Here is a 19,217-nt window from a genome sequence, read left to right as displayed (position 1 = left end):
CTGGACCCGACCGATGGCACCATCGGATCATGATCACCACCGAAGTCGCCCCAACCGCAGTCCAGGCCGCCCCTACCCGTAACCGGGCTTTGCTCGCGTGGGTCGAAGAAATCCGCGCCCTGTGCCAGCCGGATGACGTCCGCTGGTGCGATGGCTCGCAGGAGGAATACGACGAGCTTTGCCAGACGCTAGTCGATGCCGGCACTTTCCGGAAGCTCAATCCCGCCAGGCGCCCGAATAGCTATCTCGCGCTATCGGATCCGTCGGACGTCGCTCGCGTCGAGGACCGCACGTTCATCTGCAGCATACGCAGGAAGGACGCCGGACCGACGAACAACTGGATGGCGCCCGATGAGATGCGCGCCACGCTCGAGCCGCTCTTCACCGGCTGCATGAAAGGCCGCACGATGTTTGTCGTGCCGTTCAGCATGGGCCCGATCGGCTCGAAAATCGCCCACATCGGCGTCGAGATCTCCGACTCGCCCTACGTCGCGGTGAACATGCGCATCATGACTCGCATGGGGCAGGCCGTGCTCGACCAGCTCGGTGAGAACGGCAGATTCGTGCCGTGCGTTCACACCGTTGGCGCGCCGCTCGGCCCCGACGAGGCCGACGTTCCGTGGCCTTGTAACCGCGAAACCAAATACATCGTCCATTTCCCTGAGACCCGCGAGATCTGGAGCTACGGCTCGGGCTACGGCGGGAACGCGCTGCTCGGGAAGAAGTGCTTTGCGCTGCGCATCGCCTCGTGCATGGCCCGCGATGAAGGCTGGATGGCCGAGCACATGCTCATCGTCGGCGTCGAATCGCCCGAGGGCAGGAAGGACTACGTCGCCGCCGCCTTTCCAAGTGCCTGCGGCAAGACGAACTTTGCGATGCTCATCCCGCCGAAGGAATTCGACGGCTGGAAGGTCACGACCATCGGCGACGACATCGCGTGGATCAAGCCCGGTGCGGACGGTCGCCTTTACGCGATCAATCCCGAGGCCGGCTACTTCGGCGTCGCGCCCGGCACGTCGGCCCGGTCGAACCTCAACGCCCTGAGATGCTGCGAACGCGACACGATCTTTACCAACGTCGCACTCACGGAGGACGGCGATGTGTGGTGGGAAGGCCTCACCGACGAGCCGCCGGCCAGGCTCACCGACTGGACCGGCAAGGAATGGACCCCTGGCTGTGGCCGGCCCGCCGCCCACGCGAATGCCCGTTTCACCGCGCCGATGGCCAACAATCCCGTGCTCGACGACAAGGCGGACGATCCCGCCGGCGTGCCGATCACCGCGTTCGTCTTCGGCGGTCGCCGCGCCACCACGATGCCGCTCGTCTTCCAGGCGTTCAACTGGATCCACGGCACCTACCTCGGCGCGACGATGGGCTCGGAAATGACCGCCGCCGCCGCCGGCACGCTCGGCGCCGTGCGCCGCGACCCCATGGCCATGCTCCCGTTCGCCGGCTACAACATGGGCGATTACTTCGCCCACTGGCTGGAGATGCGAAAGGAGATCAGGCGCGTGCCGAAGATCTTTCACGTGAACTGGTTCCGCAAGGATGAGGACGGCAGGTTCCTCTGGCCTGGCTTCGGCGACAACATGCGCGTGCTGAAGTGGATCATCGACCGCTGCCACGGCACGGTTTACGCCGAGGAAACTCCCCTCGGCTGGATGCCCGCCGCCGAGGACATCAATATCGACGGCCTCGAGGGTTACGATTTCGCGACGCTCGAGAAGGCGCTGGCCATCGACGTCCAGGGCTGGAAACGCGAGCTCATGCTGCAGGACGAACTGTTCATCAATCTGAACGCCGACCTGCCGAAGGAACTGCTGTTCCAGCGCGAGTTGCTCATCTCACGTCTGTAAAGATGCGGTCCCCGTAATCCGGATCGCCCGCCTCGGTTCGATGAAGCGGGCGAACGGAGACTCAAGGAAAGGGGATATTCCATGATCAGCGGACCGCCTGTTCCACTCGATCAAGTTGCGAGGCTCGGCCTGCAGATCGGACGCCACCTGCTCGAAGGGAGCACCGCGACAAGGCGTGAGTCCTCTTGCGGCCGAATGGGAAAATCCATCCCGTCAAATTTCATGAAGAGGATTGATCGCCGTGCTTGCGTCCCACCGTGGGAAGCTCCCATATCCCTATGAACTGGCTGCACGATCTTTTGGTAGCCCCCACGATTGCGCACTCGGTGCTCATCATCGCGATCGTGGCGGCGACTGGCTCGTGCTCGTCGGTCGCGCGAAGCGTGTGACGCAGGCCGCTGCGATCTTCGGTCGCATGGATGCGGGCTGAGCAGGCATTTGTGCCGCGATTCGCAAGCGCGCGCTAATCTTTGGCAACGGCTCGTTAGCGGGGGGGGCAAGGGTTCGTTAGGCATCCCGGCCAACCATGACGACACACTCAAAATTCCTTTTTGGCGTAATCGCCTTTCTTTCCCTGACTGCCACAACGCAGGCCACCATGCTCGGAATCAGTGATATCCCGGCCGAGAGCGCATGGAATCGAGGCGACGTCGGCACGGCCTACGCAACGTGGGACAGCTTCTCGAACGTGGACTTCACCTCGACGCCTGCCCCCGCCGGCACCATGACATTTTCGAATCTGGCTCCGGGCGAATCATCGGGCACGACTTCCGCGACCCTCGCGCAATCCGTCGCCCAGACCAACAATTTCGCTCAAGGCGCCGGGGTCTACGACTTCGTCGGAGGGATGACCGGAAACACCTACGGAACGGATGTGTTTCTGAACGGCGGCAACAACGTCACGTTCACGATCAATGCCACGCTCAACTTCACGGCCTACGGCGTGATCCTTCAGATCAAGCGGGCCGGCAGCACGGCGACGCTGGCGGACGCCAATGGCTTCACGCCGATCCTGACGATCAATTCGACGGCGGTTGGCGCTGACGGCTTTTACACGACCACCGGCAGTGGAGATACGAATTCGACCGCAGGCACCTATTCGGTGACCACCTGGTATTGGGACGCTTCCCTCGCCGGTCTCACGGATACCGGCTCGTCGACCGTGAGCATCGCGCTTCCCAAGAACAATTCTTTCTCACGCTCGATCGACGCTTTCTCAGTAGACTTCGCTTCGGTCACAGCTGTTCCCGAGCCCGGCACTTGGGCGATCGGCGGGGCGCTCGTGGCCTTGTTGGCCTTCCGGGTTTATCGCACGCGAGCGACAAGGATTCGCGGTTGATCAACTTACCGCAAAAGCTTCGCAAGTGACCGTTAGCGGGAACTTGCGAAGGGCCTAGTCTTCGCCGCAATGAAACTTATTTCCTTCTCCAGGTTCGCCCTTGTCGCTCTTTTCGGAGTCGCGGCTCCTCTTTCCGTGCGCGCCCAGACGCAGGTGGATCTGTGGAGCGCCGCTGGCGGGGCATGGACGCTGGCCAATCAGCCGAATTGGACCCCGGGCACCGGCGGTGTCCTCAATCCCGATACTGCATCGGATAGCGGCGCCGACCTCATTGTCACGGGAGCAACTTCGGGCGGACTCTACGACTCGTTCTACTATACGTTTTTCTCCACCCCGGCGTTCGATCTTTCCACGAGCAACGTCCTCTCAGGCGTCAAAACGGTCACGTTGTCGTTCGTGAGTTCCTCCGTGTTCTCCGAAAGCTCTGCGACGCTCAGCTTCAACGGTTTGCAGTCGGCAACTGCGTTCTCGGCGGCGCCGACGGGCCAGGTTGAAATGGGACAATCGTATGTCCGCTACACATGGGACTGGGACGTGAGCGCCCTGGGAACGGCCAACGCGTTTTCCATGGAGTGGACCACGCCGAGCGCTCACACGGCTTACACCGAGGTGGCGCTCATCCAGGCGGTGCCCGAGCCGCATGAATATGCCGTTTGCGTGGCGGCTCTGCTTGGGTTGTTGATCGTCATGCGCCGGCGGCGGGTAAGTCTGGCGGCATAAACGGGGGCGAGGATCTTTCGAATCACGAAGGCGGCGGGCGATGAGTCCGTCGCCTTTTTCTTTCCGATCGGACGGATCGCATTGTCGGCGAGAGCCCGGAAAGCGCAATTCCCCGCTAATCTTTCACAAGCCGCCGACAGCGCTGCAATTCCCTGCCCGCTAGCCTCGGCGCAGTGAGAATTTACAGAGAATCTGGTTTTACCCTCGTGGAGATGATGGCGGGGCTCGTGATCGTCCTCGTCCTGACATCGATCACATTTGCCGTCACCCGGGGCGCGATGGAGAGCGGCTACACCGCCCGGGAAACCGCCGCCGCCCGCACCCTGGCGTCCGCTTACGCCGCGGCGACGGCGGACAACGACGGGGTGTTTCTGCCGGGGTTTGACGACACTGCCAGCGGCTATACGGCGGGAGGGCTCTCCATCCCTCCGGAGGCCGCGCATCGCTATCCCTACCGGCTGGCGCCCTACTTCGACTACGGGCTCGAGGGGGTGATCCTGGTGAATCGCAACAAGGCCCAGATCAAGAATTCCGGGATGGATTCGACCTACGCGACGAGCCTGTTTCCCGCGCTCGGCATGAACCTCTACTACGTCGGCGGGGAGTGGGAGAATGGAGAACTCAGTATGAAAGAGGATTGCGCGACCCGCATGGGGCAGGTCAGCAAGCCGTCGTCGATGCTGCTTTTCGCCAGCGCCGGATACGGCGCCGGGGACAAGAAGGTCGACGGCTACAACCGGCTCGAGCCGCCGAACAAGCGGGTGAAGGTCTGGGATTCCTCTGACACTGATGACGACGCCCGCGACAAGCCACCGGGCAACTACGGCAACATCGATTTCCGTCACAACGGTCTCGCCGTCTGCGTTTTCCTCGACGGCAGCATCCGGATGATGGCGCCGAAGCAGTTGCGCGACATGCGCCTCTGGAATCGCAACGCCCAGGACCTCGACGATCCCGACTACCGCGTGCCCGTCGAGACACCCCCGCCAGGCAGCGGCAGCGGCCGGCGCTAACCCACTTTTCTTCCTGCGCATGACCTTCAATTGCCGACCTTTCCTGATCGTGGCCGCCGGCCTCGGGTTTACCGCGTCTTCCCGCGCGGAATATCTGTTCGGCCCTGAATACCTCCCCGTTCTCGCCAAATACAACCTGCTCGATAGCAACAATAACCCTCCGCCGGCCTACACGAGCTGGAAGGGGGAGTTCGCCGAGTGGAATGTCTTATACTCCCCGCACACCGCGGCGAATTATCCTGACGTGACCGCGCCGCACGGCGGGAAGCTCGAGAATGGGGTGTGGAAGCCCGTGCAGGCGTCGGTCGCAGGTTTCCCCACCGGTTCCAAGAATGATCCCGTGCGTCCCTACGATCCCGGTAATCCGCTGGCCTTCTGGGACACGAAGAATCCGACCATCACCCAGACGGGAACGACCAGCGCGTTCATCACCGGGACGGACAGCTCGGGAAACATCTATTCCCACGCCGCTCCGACGTCCTTCGTCCTCAAGGATTCCACGGCGGACGCTTCCTCGCCCTACCTCGCGAAGACGGTGATGTTCCAGTTCCAGACCGACGGAGCGCTGGTGGATTTCTCCAACATCCGGCTTCGTTACACCGACGGCACCGGGACGCACACGCTGGCCGCCACGGATTACCTGCGCGAGTTTCAGGCCAGCACGGTCTCGATTCCCGAAGCCGTCGGCTCGATCAAGAATCGCGTCGCCCTTCAGTGGGACCTCAGCGCGCTGTCCATCAGCAGCTACGAGATCGTCTGGGCCGCGTCGGCTTCGAGTATGAGCTTCCAGCGCGCGCGACTGGATACGGCCGATCATTATGCGGATGACGCCGGGCTTCCCACCGCCCGCACCTGGACCGCTCCGTCGGGCGTCTGGAGCGCCGGAGCGAACTGGGCCCAGGGCTCGACATCGAACGAGGGGGGCAACGTGCGTTTCGCCAATGCCACCGCCGCGACGGCAACCCTCGACTCGAACCGCACGGTCGGCGAGATGATCTTCCAGACGGCCGCGAACGTCACCATCACGCCTTCCGCGTCGCAGAAGATCCTCTCGAATACCGGAATCACCACGACGTCCGCCGCCACCGGCGTCTACGCGGTCAACGCCGGCTGGCAATTGGGCGCACTGAATCTCTTCGATCTCTCCGCCGGCACCGTGCGGCTGGGCGGGGGTGTCTCCGGCGGTTACGGCTTCATCAAGCAGGGCGCGGGCACGCTTTCCCTCGGCGGGCCGCTCGACTTCAGCGGCGGCGTCACCGTCGGTGCCGGCACGGTCGAGATTGCTTCCGGCGGGACTTATACCGGCTCAGGCGGCTGGCAGGTGAACTCCGGCGCGAAGCTGCGGGTAAACGGGTCGTTCGGCGGTGCGGGGGCGCTCACGCTCACGGCGGCTACGCTCGGGGGGGCCGGCACGGTGAGTAAAAGCGTGACGATTGCCTCCGGCAGTCGCCTGGCACCGGGCGTGAATGCGGGGATGCTGACCCTCGTGGGGTCGCAAACCTGGAGCGCCGGCGGCGGCTACGAGTGGCAGGTCGCGAATGCCAGCCAATCCAGCGGCTGGGATTTCGTCCAGATCAACGGCACGCTCACCCTCAGCGGCCAGTTCACGATCTACGCGACCTCGATCACGGTGGATGGCATCCTTGCGGCAGCCAGCGGTTTCGATGCCAGCCAGAGCTATCAATGGCTCATCGCGACTGCCTCCGGTGGCATCACCGGTTTCTCGGCGACGAATTTCGTCGTGAACACTTCCGGATTCACCAACGCCAATGGCACCTTCTCGGTCAGCCGGACCGGGAACTCGCTCTTCCTCGATTACACGGCCGTCCCGGAGCCCGGCACGTGGGCGCTGCTCGGCCTGGCCGGAATCGCGCTGGGCGGCGTGGCTTGCGCCCGACGAAAAGCAATCCAGCGACAAGGAATCGCAAGCTGCCGCTAGCCAGCCCGGCTTTCGCGGGGCACCGTAACTCGCTCATTTCCACCGTGACCTCCTTCGAATCGAAATCATGAAAACCACTTCCGATCTCAAATCGGCCTGGGCGGAACTCCGTCAGGCGGAACCCAAACTGCGCATCCGCGATGCCGCCGCCCGCCTCGGCGTGAGCGAGGCGGAACTTCTCGCGACCGGCGACCATGTCATCCGCCTCCGCCCCGAATGGCCGGAGCTGCTCGAGGCCTTCAAGGAACTCGGTCGCGTGATGTGCCTCACCCGCAACGAGCACGCCGTGCATGAGCGCAAGGGGCTCTTCCGCGAGATCGGTTTCTTCGGTGGCGGCGCGATGGGCCAGGTTGTGGGACCGGATATCGATTTGCGGTTGTTCCCGATGTCGTGGAGCGCGGCGTTCGCCGTGCGGGAGGACGAGGCCACCGGCGCGCACAACAGCGTCCAGATCTTTGGCGCGGACGGCCTCGCCCTGCACAAGGTTTTCCTGCAGGACGACAGCGATCTCACCGCTTTTGAAAAACTCATCGCCGATTTCCGGGGTGACGACCATGGCTTCGTCGCCCTGCCGGTGGAGGCCGCCGCGCCCGATCGCTCGGATGCCGAGATCGACGTCGCCGGATTTCTCGAGGCCTTCCGGGCCATGGAGGACACCCACCACTTCTTCGGTCTGCTGCGCAAATTCCAGGTGGGGCGCGTGCAGGCTCTGCGGCTCCTCGGGCCGGAGTTTGCCACGCCGCTTTCCGCGAAGGTCGCCGGGGACCTCCTGCGCGCCGCCTCCGCCGCGAAACTGCCGATCATGGTCTTTGTCGGCAATCGCGGATGCATCCAGATTCACACCGGCGAAGTCAACCGGATCGTGCCCTACGGCGACTGGATCAACGTCCTCGATGCCGAGTTCAATCTGCACCTCCGCGAATCCGGCGTGGCCAGCGCGTGGCTCGTGCGAAAGCCGACCAGGGACGGTGCCGTGACCTCGGTCGAGCTCTACGATGCGACGGGCGAGAACATCGCGCTGTTCTTCGGAAAGCGGAAACCCGGCGAAGCCGAGGATTCCAACTGGCGCAACCTCGCAGCCTCCCTCGACTGATGCTCCGCCACGTTCTTCTCTCGATGGTGCTGGGCGGCACCGCCCTGGCGGCGCCTCAGCGCGTTGTCACCCTGGGCGGTGACATCACGGAAATTGTCTACGCGCTCGGCAAGGGCGACACGCTCGCGGCGGTGGACGTCACGAGCGTCTATCCCGAGGCGGCGCTCAAGTTGCCGAAAGTCGGCTACGTGCGGGCTCTCTCCGCGGAGGGCATCCTCGCCATGAAGCCCGACCTCATCCTCGCGAGCGGCGAGGCGGGGCCGGCGGAAACAATGGCCCAGCTCAAGGCGGCGGGGATTCCGATCGTCGCGTTGCCAAAAGACCATACGCTTCCCGGCATCGAAGGGAAAATTCGGGCCGTCGCCGAGGCTTTCGACGCGAAGGCCGACGGCGAGAGGCTCGCCAGCACTTTCGAGACCGATCGCGAGGTTGCCGAGGCCACGGCGAAGCAGGGCGAGCCAGTCACCGCGGTTTACGTGATGGCGCGCAGCGACGGCACCCTCATCGGCGCCGGCCGGGGCACCGCGGCCGACGCGATGCTCACGGCCGCCGGCTTGAAAAACATCTTCGCCGACACGGAGGGTTACAAACCCGTCTCCGGGGAGGCGCTCGTCGGGCAGAATCCTGCGGTGATCGTCACCGGGCAGCGCACGGTGCAGGCCAGCGGCGGCCTCGAGAAACTGAAGGCGAATCCCGCCCTCAGCCCCACGGCGGCCGTGAAGAATGATCACCTGCTGGTCTTCGACGACATGTATCTGCTCGGCCTCGGGCCGCGCTCTGCCCAGGCAGCGAGGGAATTGGCCCAGGCGGCCCGCAAGTGATGGAAAACGCCTGGTCCGGGGCGACAGATTGGACGCCGTCGGAGGCTCCGGCCCCGGCAGAACTTCTGCGTCGCTCCCGGCGCCGGCGTCGGTGGCTGTTTCTTGCTTTGGTGGCGCTCCTTTTCGGATGCGCGCTGGCCGCGGTGACGATCGGGCCCATGCGCATCGCGCCGGCGGACATTTTCGCTCTCGCCACGGGGCCTGGCGGGGAGGTGGATGCGACCGTGCGCACCGTCGTTCTGCAGATCCGCCTCCCGCGGGTCGTGCTTGCGGCATTGATCGGGGCTGCGCTGGCGGTCTGCGGGGCCTCGATGCAGGGATTGTTTCGGAATCCGCTGGCGGACCCGGGATTGATCGGAATCTCGGCGGGCGCGGCATGCGGGGCGGTGGGGGTGATCGTGCTCGGGCACCGCGTTTTGCCGGTGCTGCCCGACTGGGCCGCACCGTATCTTCTCGCGACGGCTGCGTTCGTGGGATGCCTCGTCGCCACGCTGGTGATCTTGCAGCTGTCGCTGCACGACGGCCATCCCGTGGTCGCCACCATGCTCCTCGCCGGCGTGGCGATCAATGCCCTGGCCGGGGCGCTCACGGCTTTCATGATCTTCCTGGCGAATGATCAGCAGGTGCGCGACGTGACGTTCTGGTTGTTGGGCAGTCTCGGCGCCGCCACGTGGGCGAAGGTCGTCATCGTCGCTCCGGTTGTCCTCGTGGGGCTCACGCTGCTGCCCTTCGTGGCGCGGGCGCTCAATGGCCTGTTACTCGGAGAATCTGAGGCGTCCCATCTCGGTTTCGATGTCCGGCGGACGAAATCGCTGGTCATTCTCCTCTCGACCGTGATGGTGGGCGTCTCGGTCGCCTTCACCGGCGTCATCGGGTTTGTCGGGCTCATCGTTCCGCATGCGGTCCGACTCGTCGCCGGCCCGGATCACCGCTTTCTGCTCCCGGCTTCCGCGCTTCTCGGGGCGGCTCTCCTCGTTGGCGCCGACACCCTTGCGCGCTGCCTTGTCGCGCCGGCGGAGTTGCCGATTGGCATCCTGACTGCGCTTCTCGGGGCGCCTTTCTTTCTGTGGCTGCTCCTGCGGGCCAAGGCCGTCTGGCAGCCATGATCGAGGCAAAGGACATTTTCGTGGAGCGCAAGGGCCGTCCCATTCTTGGCGGCGTGAACTTCCGGGCTCCGCACGGGAAGGTCACGGCCATTCTGGGCTCCAATGGCGCCGGGAAGTCGACGCTCCTGCGCGTCCTGAGCGGCGACCTGAAGCCGGACTCGGGGAGCGTGAGTTTCGGACGGCAACCGTTGGCGGATTGGAAACCTGCCACTCTCGCCCGTCGGCGGGCCGTCGTGCCGCAATCGAGCGCGCTCAACTTCCCCTTCACCGTGCTCGAGGTGATTCTTCAGGGCCGCGCGCCGCATCTTGATGGCGGGGAACGCAATATCGACGAGGCGGCCGCGCTTGCCGCGCTCGAGGCGGTCGACCTGGTCCGCTGGGCCGATCGCGATTACACCACGCTTTCCGGAGGCGAACGCCAGCGCGTGCATCTCGCCCGGGCGTTTGCCCAGGTCGGCACGGAAGGGGAGGGACGCTGGCTGCTGCTCGACGAGCCGACATCCAGTCTCGATCTTCGCCATCAGCGCGACATCCTGCGAATCGTGCGCCGATTTGCCGACTCTGGCGGGTGCGTCGTTGTCGTCCTCCACGATCTGAACCTCTGCGCGCGATATGCGGACAAGGTCTGTCTTCTCCATTACGGCCGTGTCCTCGGGTCCGGCGACGCGACCGCGGTCATGACGCCCGATTGGCTGGAAATCGCCTACGGCATCCGCGTGCAGACCATCCCGGGGCGAGAACATGCCGTTTTTCACGTGGCCTGAGACCGGACAGTCGTTGCCGGCGTGAACCACCCAACTTCCGAGACTTTATAGTTGAGAGTGAGACGCAATCTCATGTAGAAGATCCGTCCGATGTCAGCTGACTCCGTTCCCTTGCCTGCCTCCGCCCGCTCCGAGCGTGGGAGTTTCGGCGATCCTCGAGAGGAAGGATTTCGCATCACCCGGTGGGATGAAAGTGATGAGCCGCCCGGCCGCCATTGGTTCGACCCGCACTCTCTCGTTCTCTGTCTGAATGTGAATGGCCAGGGGCGCTTCCAAGGAGGGGAGACGCAGCCTTGGGCGATGGAGCCGGGGAGCATGGCTCTCGCAACCGCGCCGCGCCGGCGTCAGAATCTGGAGCGAATCGGCGGTCAGCGCCATCGCTTCGTCGCATTGGAGATGCGGCGCTCGTGGATTGCCCGGTGGGCCTCTCCGGCCGCAAACGAACTGCGTCCCATCGTTCGGCAGTTTATCGAAACATCGCGGGGAGGGGAGTCGATCTGCGAAGTTCGGCCCATGACCGCGCGAATTTCCCAGATCGCGATCGATATGCTCCAGCCTCCGGCGGCCCCCGCCGCCTGGCTCCCGTGGCACCATGCCAAGGCGCTGGAGCTGGTTTCCTCCGCGCTTTTTGTCGAAAGCAAATCCGAGCTTTTCTGCGAACGCACGAAACGCGTCGGTCGCGAGCGGGTCGAGCGCGTGCAGGAGATCCTTCGCGCCGATATCGAAAATCCCCCCGCGCTGGCCGAGCTGGGGAAACGCGTGGGATGCAGCCCGTTCTATCTCAGTCGCATCTTCCGCCAGGAAACCGGCATCACGATCTCCGCCTACCTGCGCCGGGCGCGCCTCGAGCGCGCGGCCGAGCTGCTTCGCGGGGGCGAGGCGAACGTCACCGAGGCCGCGGTGACCGTCGGTTATTCCAGTCTCAGTCACTTCAGTAAAGCGTTTGCTGAAGCCTTTGGATGCTGTCCCTGCCTGTATGGACGTCGTCCCGCAGGGGGGCAAATCACCCGCGCAGCCGCATAAATCCAGCCCTCCGAGGTCTGTAAAAATTTGTCATTTTGTTGTTGCGCGTAAACGTCGAATCAGTAATCTAACCGTTCCCGCACAACGTCGGGGTCACGAGCCAACCACATCGCCGTGTGGTTTTTTTGTCCCCAAAAATTTTAGCGGAAACTTTCGAGGAACACCCAATGCCCACAATCAATCAACTGGTCCGCAAGGGACGCGCCAAGGTGACGGTCAAGTCCAAGTCGCCGGCACTCGTGAATTGCCCGCAGCGTCGTGGCGTTTGCGTCCAGGTCATGACCCGCACGCCGAAGAAGCCGAACTCCGCGCTTCGTAAAGTCGCCAAGGTTCGCCTCACCAACGGTCAGGAAGTCATCGCCTACATCCCTGGCGAGGGTCATAACCTGCAGGAGCACTCGATCGTGCTCGTTCGTGGTGGTCGTGTGAAGGATCTTCCCGGCGTCCGTTACCACATCGTTCGTGGTTCCCTTGACTCCCTCGGGGTTGATGGTCGTCGTCGCAGCCGTTCCAAGTATGGCGCCAAGCGTCCGAAGCCCGGCCAGGAAGCTGTCGCCGCTGGCAAGGGTGGCAAGGGCAAGAAGAAATAATTTCGAATCGGTAAAACACCATGTCCCGTCGACGCAGAGTCATTCACAAGGAAGTCAAACGCGATAGCCGTTACGCGAGCCCGCTCGTGGCGCGTCTCATCAGTGCTGTCATGCAGGCCGGCAAGAAGTCGGTCGCCGAGCGCATTGTTTACGGAGCCATCGACAAGTCGCGCGAAGGTAGCGACACCGTCGATCCGCTCGAGACGCTCAACAAGGCCATCGACAACGTTCGTCCTCGTCTCGAGGTGAAGTCCCGCCGCGTTGGTGGCGCCACCTATCAGGTCCCGATGGAAGTTCCTCAGGATCGTCAGATCGCTCTCGCCATGCGCTGGCTCGTTCTCTTTGCAAACAAGCGCAAGGGTGTCGCCATGAAGGACGCGCTCGCCTACGAACTCAAGGACGCCGCCGCCGGTCAGGGCAACGGCATCAAGAAACGCGACGACATGCACAAAATGGCCCAGGCGAATCGCGCCTTTGCCCATTTCCGCTGGTAACCTCAGCCTCCTCCCCGTTCTTTCTCAATGTCCGCTACGCTCCAGGAAAAATCCGCTTCGAATCCGAACTCGCCCGACCGCGCGTTCCCGCTCGAGCGCACCCGTAACATCGGGATCTGCGCCCATATCGACGCGGGCAAGACCACGCTCACCGAGCGTATCCTCTTCTACACCGGCATGATCCATAAGATCGGTGAAGTGCATGAAGGCACGACCGTGACCGACTGGATGGAGCAGGAGCGCGAGCGCGGCATCACGATCACCTCTGCCGCCACGACCTGTTCGTGGTTGCAGCGCAAGGAACCCGTCGAAGGCATCTACAAGGCTTTCGAAGGCATCAAGCAGCGCGTCAACATCATCGACACTCCCGGCCACGTGGACTTCACGGCTGAAGTGGAGCGTTCCCTGCGCGTGCTCGACGGCGCGATCGCCGTGTTCTGCGGTGTCGCCGGCGTGCAGCCGCAGTCCGAGACTGTCTGGCGTCAGGCCACCAAGTATGGCGTGCCGCGCATCGCGTTCGTCAACAAGATGGATCGCACCGGCGCCGATTTCGAGGCTGCCGTCGAGAGCATGCGCACCAAGCTCGGTGCCAACGTCTGGCCGATTCTCATTCCCTGGGGCAAGGAAGATACGCTCGTCGGCCAGATCGACGTCCTGAACCAGAAGGCTGTTCGCTACCTCGACGACAACTCGATGGGGTCGACCTACGAAATCGTCGAGATCCCGACGGAGCTCAAGGCTTCGGCCGAAGTGGCTTATCAGGACATCATCGACCAGATGTGCGACCTCGACGACGAGATCGGCATGAAGTTCCTCGAGGAGCAGCCGATCACGAAGCAGGATCTCAAGGCGGCCATCCGTCGCCAGACCATCGCGAACAAGTTCGTTCCCGTTGCCGGTGGTTCCGCCTTCAAGAACAAGGGCGTTCAGTTCCTCGTCGACGCCGTTGTCGACTATCTCCCGAGCCCGATCGAAATTCCTGCCGCCAAGGGTCAGAATCCGGACGACGCGTCCGAGATGCTCGCGCCGGCGGACGACAGCGGCAAGTTTTGCTCGCTCGCCTTCAAGCTCTGGAGCGATCCTTTCGTCGGTAAGCTCGTGTTCTTCCGCGTCTACAGCGGCAAGCTTTCCAAGGGCGACACGGTTTACAACCCGCGCACGAACAAGCGCGAGCGCATCAGCCGCATCATCCAGATTCAGGCGGACAAGCGCGAAGACATCGACACCTGCTATTCCGGCGACATCGCCGCGATCGTTGGCATCAAGAACATCACGACGGGCGATACGCTCTGCGACGAGGATTATCCGATCCTGCTCGAGCCGCCGTCCTTCCCTGATCCGGTGATCTCGATGGCCATCGAGCCCAAGACAAAGGCCGACCAGGAGAAGATGGGCAACGCACTCGCGCGTCTCGCTGAAGAAGATCCGACCTTCCGCGTTTTCACCAACGAAGACACCGGCCAGACGATCATCGCCGGCATGGGCGAGCTTCACCTGGAGATCATTCGCGATCGCATGATGCGCGAGTTCAAGGTCGAGGCGAACTCCGGCAAGCCGCAGATCGCTTACAAGGAGACGATCATCAAGGCCGCCGATGGCGAGGGCAAACTCGTCAAGCAGTCCGGTGGCCGTGGTCAGTATGGCCACGTCGTCATCAAGGTCGCTCCGAACGAGCGCGGCAAGGGGGTCACGATCGAAAACAAGACGGTCGGTGGTTCCATTCCGAAGGACTTCATCCCTGCGGTCATCAAGGGCCTCAACGAAGCCACGCTGAATGGCATCATCTGCGGTTCGCCCGTTATCGACATTCACATCGACATCGTCGACGGCAGCTACCACGACGTGGACTCGAACGAAATGGCGTTCAAAATGGCGGCGATCTTCGCTTTGAAGGACGGCCTCAAGAATGCGAAGTCGATCCTGCTCGAGCCGATCATGAAGGTCGAAAACATCACCCCGGAAGAATTCCAGGGCGACATCATGGGCGACCTGAACCGTCGCCGCGCGAAAATCTCCGGTCTCGAGACCAAGGGGAACCTCACCACGATCAACGCCGAAGTGCCGCTCGCCGAAATGTTCGGTTACGCCACGGCCATCCGCTCCCTCTCGAAGGGCCGCTCCTCGTATTCGATGGAGCCCTCGCACTTCGAGCAGGTTCCGCAACAAGTGCTCAACGCGGTCGTTGAACAGAAAAACTAATCGATTGCCATCATGACGAACGGCCAAAAAATCCGCATCCGCCTCAAGGCGTTTGACTATCGCATCCTCGACGCTTCCGCCGCCGAGATCGTCGAGACGGCAAAGCGCACCGGGTCCAAAGTGACGGGCCCGATCCCGCTTCCGACTCGCATTGAGAAATTCACCGTGAACCGCTCGCCCCACGTCGACAAGAAGTCGATGGACGCGTTCGAGATTCGCACGCACAAGCGCCTGCTCGACATCGTCGAGCCGACCGCCAAGACCGTTGATGAGCTCCGCAAGCTCAACCTCCCGGCTGGCGTGGACATCACCATCAAGATCTGACGTCGCCATGAGCATTGGATTGTTAGGAAAAAAAATCGGCATGACCCGCGTCTATGACGACAAGGGCGTGGCCCAGGCCGTCACCGTGATCGCCACGGGCGGTAACCGCATTCTCCAGGTCAAGGATCAGGAGAAGGACGGCTACACGGCCGTGCAGGTCGGTTTCGACGACCAGAAGCCGCAACGCGTGAGCAAGGCCCAGCTCGGCCATTTCAAGAAGTCCGAGAGCGGCGCCAAGCGTTTCATCCGCGAATTCCGCCTCAAGGACGGCGAAGCCGCTCCCGAGAGCGTCGACGTTCCCACCACGATTTTCGAAGTCGGCCAGTTTGTGGACGTCATCGGCACTTCGAAGGGCAAGGGCTTTCAGGGTGTCGTCAAGCGTTTCAATTTCGCCGGTCAGCCGGAAACTCACGGTTCCATGATGCACCGCCGGAACGGCGCCATCGGTAATCGTTCGACCCCGGGCCGTGTTTGGAAGAACATGGGCATGCCTGGTCACATGGGTGACGAGCGCAAGACCGTCCAGAACCTGCGCATCGTCCAGGTGCGTGAATCCGAGAACGTGATCCTCGTCAGCGGCGCTGTCGCTGGTGCGAAGGGATCCTACGTCATCGTGCGTCCTTCCAAGAAGAAGGTCGCCAAGAAAGCCTAAGCCATGAGCGCCACCGTTTTTACCGCTGAAGAGGCCCAGAAGGCCAAAATCGAGCTGATCACCGAGGAGAAGAAGGGCAACCAGGCCGTTCACGACGTCGTGGTCGCTCTCCAGGCTGCCCGCCGCAGTGGCACCGCCTGCGCCAAGAAGCGCAGTGAGGTCAATCTGTCCGGCAAGAAGCCTTGGCGACAGAAAGGCACCGGCCGCGCTCGTGCGGGCTCGTTCGCTTCGCCCATCTGGGTTGGTGGCGGCGCCGCTCACGGTCCTCGCCCTCGCGATTACTCGAAGAACATTCCCAAGCAGGTCAAGAAGCTGGCCTTTCGCAAGGCTCTCAGCGCCCGGATTCTCGCTGGCGACGTCGTCGTCGTGGAGTCCTTCGCGGTGAGCGAGCCGAAGACCAAGCAATTCATCAGCCTCGTCGCTAACGCCGCCAAGGACGCTCGCAAGACGCTCGTTCTCGGCAGCCAGTTCGACGAGAAGACCTTCATGGCCGCTCGCAACGTGCAGACGTCCCTTCTCGCCACGGCGACGGACGTCAACACCGAGCAGCTCCTCGCTTACGACAAGATCATCGTCACCCGCGACGCGGTGGCCAAACTCGCTGAAAGGCTCGCCTAAGATGAGCACCATTTTCGACCAGATCCAGACCGTCATCCTCACGGAAAAGGCCACGCTCCTTTCCGAGGCCCACGGCAAATACACCTTCCGCGTCGCCCCGACCGCGACCAAACTCGAGATCAAGCGTGCCATCGAGCAGCTCTTCAAGAAGACGGTCGTCGACGTGAATACCGCGAACTACGCGGGCAAGAAAAAGCGCGAGCGTCGGGCCGACTTCGGCCGGAAGCCGCATTGGAAAAAGGCCATCGTCACGCTCAAGGCGGGCGAGAAGCTCGACCTCGTTTAAGCCATGGGACTCAAAACTTTCCGCCCTCTCACGCCGTCCGCCCGCTTCAAGGAGCTTCCGGACTTCGCGGAGATCACCAAGAGCACGCCTGAGAAGAGCCTGCTCGAGCCGATCAAGAAGACCGGCGGCCGCAACAACAACGGCCGCAAGACCGCCCGTCACCGTGGCGGTGGTCACAAGCGCATGTATCGCGTGATCGACTTCAAGCGCAACAAGCGTGACGTCGTCGCCGACGTGGTCGCGATCGAATACGATCCGAACCGCACGGCCCGCATCGCTCTCATCCAGTATCCCGATGGCGAGAAGGCCTACATTCTCGCTCCCGCCGGCCTCAACGTTGGCGCGAAGGTCGCGGCTGGCGAGGCGATCGAAGCGAAGGTTGGCAACGCCCTCCCGCTCCGTTCCATCCCGCTCGGCACGGGCATCCACAACATCGAGCTCGTCGCGGGACGCGGCGGCCAGATCGTTCGCAGTGCCGGCACCCAGGCCATCCTGAACAACCGCGAAGGCGGCTACGCTTTTGTGAAACTCGCTTCCGGCGAAATTCGCAAGATCAACGAAGCCTGCTACGCCACGGTTGGCCAGGTCAGCAACGTCGATCACATGAACGTCTCCAGCGGCAAGGCCGGACGTCATCGCTGGCTCGGTATTCGCCCGCAGACTCGCGGTATGGCGATGAACCCGGTCGATCACCCGATGGGTGGTGGCGAAGGCAAGAGCAAGGGTGGTGGCGGACGCCAGCATCCGCAGAGCCCGTGGGGTCAGCTCGCGAAGGGCTTCAAGACCCGTCGCAAGCACAAGAAGTCGGACAGCTTCATCGTGGAGCGCCGCCCCAGCCGCAAGAAAGCCAAGTAATCTACCATTATGGGACGCTCACTGAAAAAAGGCCCTTACGTCGACATGAAGCTGCTCGAGAAGATCGACAAGCTCAACGACGCCAACATCAAGAAGCCCATCAAGACCTGGGCCCGCCGTTCGACGGTGACGCCTGACTTCGTTGGTCACACTTTCAATATCCACAACGGCAAGACCTTCATCCCGGTGTTCGTCACCGAGAACATGGTCGGGCACAAGCTTGGCGAATTTGCGCCTACGCGCATCTTCAAGAAGCACGGTTCTCACACCGCCAAGGTGAGCAAGTAATAGAACGGATGAAACTTGCCGCGATAGTGGCAGGCATCTGTGTCCTCGGACTGGCGAACTTCGCCGACGCGCAGGACGAACGATCTTTGACAAATTCTGGAATCAGCGCTCCGCGGGTCATTACCAGCGGAGGTGGCCGAACTGCGAATCCGAACGGAGGCGATGACCAAGACGCCCCGATCGAAGAGCGCGTCGTCCTGCTGCAAAATACGGTGAAACAACTCACCCAAAGCCTGGCCAACGCCAACGCCGAAGCCGAGACCTACAAGCGGCAGGCGGCGGATGCGACCCTGAAACTCCAGGCGCTTGGCATTGCCGGCGTCGAGGGGGATCAGGACAAGCTCGAGCAGAAGTTGCTCGCAGCCGTCCGGGATCTTCGAATCGCCAAGAAGAACGGCGAGGAATACCGAAGCGAGCTCATCCAGCTTTCCGAAGCGGTGATGACGCTGCTCAAAACGACGGAAAACGTCGAACCCGAGACGCGTGGTTCGGTCGAGGCTGAGTTGCGAAAAACCGCCGAATTGCTTGGTGCTCCCGCGGGAGTCGCCCAGCCAGAGGGGACGGAAGTGAGCCTCTCCGACGCCATCGTTTCCGACATTCGAGACGATCTTTCCCTGATCGTCATGAACGTAGGTGAAAAACACGGTGTGAAGATCGGCATGCCCTTCGAGGTGTGGCGCAGCGGCAGCAAGATTGGCGAGGTTCGAGTGGTCGATGTGCGCGAGCGCATCGCGGGAGCCGTCATCCAGAGTTTGGAAAACAATAAGAATCCGGTGAAAGCCGGTGACCAGCTGCGGGTCGACGCCCGGCAGTAAGATACACAGACAGAATTAATCAACTAGACATGCAGGTTCAATCGACATATCGGTATGCGAGGATCTCGGCCTTCAAGGCTCGGGAAGTCACTCGAGAGATTCAGGGGCTTCCCGCCACCGATGCGCTCAGCGTGCTTCGTTTCACCCCGAAGAAGGCTGCGGCACTCATCAGCAAAACGCTGAAGAGCGCCATTGCCAACGCGGAGAACAACAACAACCTGCGGGTTGATACTCTCGTCGTGCAGGAAGCGATCGTGGGTGAGGGACCGACGCTCAAGCGTTTCGTTCCGAAGGCCCGCGGCAGCGCCGGCCCGATCCGCAAGCGCACGAGCCACATCAAGATCACGCTTACGGACGAGGTCGAGATCAAGCGTCGCGAGACAAAGAATACGAAGAAGACCGCGGGCAAGTCGGCCAAGCCG

At 62.7% G+C, this 19,217-nt stretch carries 20 protein-coding genes and 1 pseudogene; all 21 read left to right on the top strand.

The features are described from left to right. The first annotated feature begins 29 nt into the window (after positions 1-29). The 21 genes and pseudogenes from VIM61_03405 to rplV all read left to right on the top strand — a co-directional run bounded on the left by VIM61_03405 (position 30) and on the right by rplV (position 19,145). Positions 30-1,856: a phosphoenolpyruvate carboxykinase (GTP) gene (locus VIM61_03405; protein HEY8899431.1), complete on the top strand. Its 1,827-nt coding sequence runs from the start codon at positions 30-32 to the stop codon at positions 1,854-1,856. A gap of 526 nt (positions 1,857-2,382) precedes the next feature. Continuing rightward, positions 2,383-3,195: a hypothetical protein gene (locus VIM61_03400; GenBank protein ID HEY8899430.1), complete on the top strand. Its 813-nt coding sequence runs from the start codon at positions 2,383-2,385 to the stop codon at positions 3,193-3,195. Positions 3,196-3,264: 69 nt separating this feature from the next. Beyond that, positions 3,265-3,915 carry a hypothetical protein gene (locus VIM61_03395; protein HEY8899429.1) on the top strand — a complete coding sequence of 217 codons (651 nt, stop codon included), beginning with the start codon at positions 3,265-3,267 and terminating at the stop codon, positions 3,913-3,915. 173 nt (positions 3,916-4,088) lie between these two features. Further along, positions 4,089-4,928 carry a prepilin-type N-terminal cleavage/methylation domain-containing protein gene (locus VIM61_03390; protein ID HEY8899428.1) on the top strand — a complete coding sequence of 280 codons (840 nt, stop codon included), beginning with the start codon at positions 4,089-4,091 and terminating at the stop codon, positions 4,926-4,928. 19 nt (positions 4,929-4,947) lie between these two features. Further along, the gene (locus VIM61_03385) at positions 4,948-6,867 is read left to right on the top strand and encodes an autotransporter-associated beta strand repeat-containing protein (GenBank protein ID HEY8899427.1); all 1,920 of its coding nucleotides are present in this window, start codon (positions 4,948-4,950) and stop codon (positions 6,865-6,867) included. A 67-nt stretch (positions 6,868-6,934) separates the two neighbouring features. Beyond that, positions 6,935-7,960, top strand: a complete 1,026-nt coding sequence (locus tag VIM61_03380; GenBank protein HEY8899426.1) for a ChuX/HutX family heme-like substrate-binding protein — start codon at positions 6,935-6,937, stop codon at positions 7,958-7,960. Continuing rightward, positions 7,960-8,781: an ABC transporter substrate-binding protein gene (locus tag VIM61_03375; GenBank protein HEY8899425.1), complete on the top strand. Its 822-nt coding sequence runs from the start codon at positions 7,960-7,962 to the stop codon at positions 8,779-8,781. Before VIM61_03380 ends, VIM61_03375 begins: the two co-directional genes overlap by 1 nt. 110 nt (positions 8,782-8,891) lie before the next feature. Beyond that, positions 8,892-9,887: an iron ABC transporter permease gene (locus tag VIM61_03370; GenBank protein HEY8899424.1), complete on the top strand. Its 996-nt coding sequence runs from the start codon at positions 8,892-8,894 to the stop codon at positions 9,885-9,887. Beyond that, the gene (locus VIM61_03365) at positions 9,884-10,651 is read left to right on the top strand and encodes a heme ABC transporter ATP-binding protein (GenBank protein HEY8899423.1); all 768 of its coding nucleotides are present in this window, start codon (positions 9,884-9,886) and stop codon (positions 10,649-10,651) included. The genes VIM61_03370 and VIM61_03365 overlap by 4 nt, the downstream gene beginning before the upstream one ends. Positions 10,652-11,164: 513 nt before the next feature. Further along, on the top strand, positions 11,165-11,674 hold the full coding sequence (locus VIM61_03360; protein HEY8899422.1) for an AraC family transcriptional regulator: 510 nt from the start codon (positions 11,165-11,167) through the stop codon (positions 11,672-11,674). Positions 11,675-11,841: 167 nt separating this feature from the next. Beyond that, positions 11,842-12,264 carry a 30S ribosomal protein S12 gene (gene rpsL / locus VIM61_03355; GenBank protein HEY8899421.1) on the top strand — a complete coding sequence of 141 codons (423 nt, stop codon included), beginning with the start codon at positions 11,842-11,844 and terminating at the stop codon, positions 12,262-12,264. Positions 12,265-12,284: 20 nt separating this feature from the next. Next, the gene (rpsG, locus tag VIM61_03350; protein HEY8899420.1) at positions 12,285-12,758 is read left to right on the top strand and encodes a 30S ribosomal protein S7; all 474 of its coding nucleotides are present in this window, start codon (positions 12,285-12,287) and stop codon (positions 12,756-12,758) included. Positions 12,759-12,785: 27 nt separating this feature from the next. After that, positions 12,786-14,957: an elongation factor G gene (gene fusA / locus VIM61_03345; protein ID HEY8899419.1), complete on the top strand. Its 2,172-nt coding sequence runs from the start codon at positions 12,786-12,788 to the stop codon at positions 14,955-14,957. Between the two features lie 12 nt (positions 14,958-14,969). After that, positions 14,970-15,281: a 30S ribosomal protein S10 gene (rpsJ, locus tag VIM61_03340; GenBank protein ID HEY8899418.1), complete on the top strand. Its 312-nt coding sequence runs from the start codon at positions 14,970-14,972 to the stop codon at positions 15,279-15,281. A 7-nt stretch (positions 15,282-15,288) separates the two neighbouring features. After that, the gene (gene rplC, locus VIM61_03335; protein ID HEY8899417.1) at positions 15,289-15,933 is read left to right on the top strand and encodes a 50S ribosomal protein L3; all 645 of its coding nucleotides are present in this window, start codon (positions 15,289-15,291) and stop codon (positions 15,931-15,933) included. A 3-nt stretch (positions 15,934-15,936) separates the two neighbouring features. Further along, positions 15,937-16,551: a 50S ribosomal protein L4 gene (gene rplD, locus VIM61_03330; GenBank protein HEY8899416.1), complete on the top strand. Its 615-nt coding sequence runs from the start codon at positions 15,937-15,939 to the stop codon at positions 16,549-16,551. Position 16,552: 1 nt separating this feature from the next. Then, positions 16,553-16,837, top strand: coding sequence for a 50S ribosomal protein L23 (gene rplW, locus VIM61_03325; GenBank protein ID HEY8899415.1), 285 nt, complete (start codon positions 16,553-16,555; stop codon positions 16,835-16,837). Between the two features lie 3 nt (positions 16,838-16,840). Then, positions 16,841-17,692, top strand: coding sequence for a 50S ribosomal protein L2 (rplB, locus tag VIM61_03320; GenBank protein HEY8899414.1), 852 nt, complete (start codon positions 16,841-16,843; stop codon positions 17,690-17,692). A 9-nt stretch (positions 17,693-17,701) separates the two neighbouring features. Continuing rightward, positions 17,702-17,980, top strand: a complete 279-nt coding sequence (gene rpsS, locus VIM61_03315; protein ID HEY8899413.1) for a 30S ribosomal protein S19 — start codon at positions 17,702-17,704, stop codon at positions 17,978-17,980. A gap of 8 nt (positions 17,981-17,988) precedes the next feature. Continuing rightward, positions 17,989-18,795: a hypothetical protein gene (locus tag VIM61_03310; GenBank protein ID HEY8899412.1), complete on the top strand. Its 807-nt coding sequence runs from the start codon at positions 17,989-17,991 to the stop codon at positions 18,793-18,795. Positions 18,796-18,824: 29 nt separating this feature from the next. Next, a pseudogene (gene rplV, locus VIM61_03305) lies at positions 18,825-19,145 on the top strand (50S ribosomal protein L22). Positions 19,146-19,217: the final 72 nt, after the last annotated feature.

The sequence above is a fragment of the Chthoniobacterales bacterium genome, from assembly GCA_036569045.1.
In the GTDB taxonomy this organism is placed as follows: domain Bacteria; phylum Verrucomicrobiota; class Verrucomicrobiia; order Chthoniobacterales; family JAATET01; genus JAATET01.
This window is presented reverse-complemented; position numbering and strand designations above follow the sequence as displayed.

Excerpts from the sequence above, each read along its gene's own strand:
- rplB (HEY8899414.1), top strand. The coding sequence starts at position 16,841 with ATGGGACTCAAAACTTTCCGCCCTCTCACGCCGTCCGCCCGCTTCAAG.
- VIM61_03375 (HEY8899425.1), top strand. The coding sequence starts at position 7,960 with ATGCTCCGCCACGTTCTTCTCTCGATGGTGCTGGGCGGCACCGCCCTG.
- rpsG (HEY8899420.1), top strand. The coding sequence starts at position 12,285 with ATGTCCCGTCGACGCAGAGTCATTCACAAGGAAGTCAAACGCGATAGC.
- rpsJ (HEY8899418.1), top strand. The coding sequence starts at position 14,970 with ATGACGAACGGCCAAAAAATCCGCATCCGCCTCAAGGCGTTTGACTAT.
- fusA (HEY8899419.1), top strand. The coding sequence starts at position 12,786 with ATGTCCGCTACGCTCCAGGAAAAATCCGCTTCGAATCCGAACTCGCCC.
- VIM61_03310 (HEY8899412.1), top strand. The coding sequence starts at position 17,989 with ATGAAACTTGCCGCGATAGTGGCAGGCATCTGTGTCCTCGGACTGGCG.
- VIM61_03395 (HEY8899429.1), top strand. The coding sequence starts at position 3,265 with ATGAAACTTATTTCCTTCTCCAGGTTCGCCCTTGTCGCTCTTTTCGGA.
- rpsL (HEY8899421.1), top strand. The coding sequence starts at position 11,842 with ATGCCCACAATCAATCAACTGGTCCGCAAGGGACGCGCCAAGGTGACG.
- rpsS (HEY8899413.1), top strand. The coding sequence starts at position 17,702 with ATGGGACGCTCACTGAAAAAAGGCCCTTACGTCGACATGAAGCTGCTC.
- VIM61_03380 (HEY8899426.1), top strand. The coding sequence starts at position 6,935 with ATGAAAACCACTTCCGATCTCAAATCGGCCTGGGCGGAACTCCGTCAG.
- rplD (HEY8899416.1), top strand. The coding sequence starts at position 15,937 with ATGAGCGCCACCGTTTTTACCGCTGAAGAGGCCCAGAAGGCCAAAATC.
- VIM61_03365 (HEY8899423.1), top strand. The coding sequence starts at position 9,884 with ATGATCGAGGCAAAGGACATTTTCGTGGAGCGCAAGGGCCGTCCCATT.
- VIM61_03400 (HEY8899430.1), top strand. The coding sequence starts at position 2,383 with ATGACGACACACTCAAAATTCCTTTTTGGCGTAATCGCCTTTCTTTCC.
- rplW (HEY8899415.1), top strand. The coding sequence starts at position 16,553 with ATGAGCACCATTTTCGACCAGATCCAGACCGTCATCCTCACGGAAAAG.
- VIM61_03385 (HEY8899427.1), top strand. The coding sequence starts at position 4,948 with ATGACCTTCAATTGCCGACCTTTCCTGATCGTGGCCGCCGGCCTCGGG.
- VIM61_03405 (HEY8899431.1), top strand. The coding sequence starts at position 30 with ATGATCACCACCGAAGTCGCCCCAACCGCAGTCCAGGCCGCCCCTACC.
- rplC (HEY8899417.1), top strand. The coding sequence starts at position 15,289 with ATGAGCATTGGATTGTTAGGAAAAAAAATCGGCATGACCCGCGTCTAT.
- VIM61_03360 (HEY8899422.1), top strand. The coding sequence starts at position 11,165 with ATGACCGCGCGAATTTCCCAGATCGCGATCGATATGCTCCAGCCTCCG.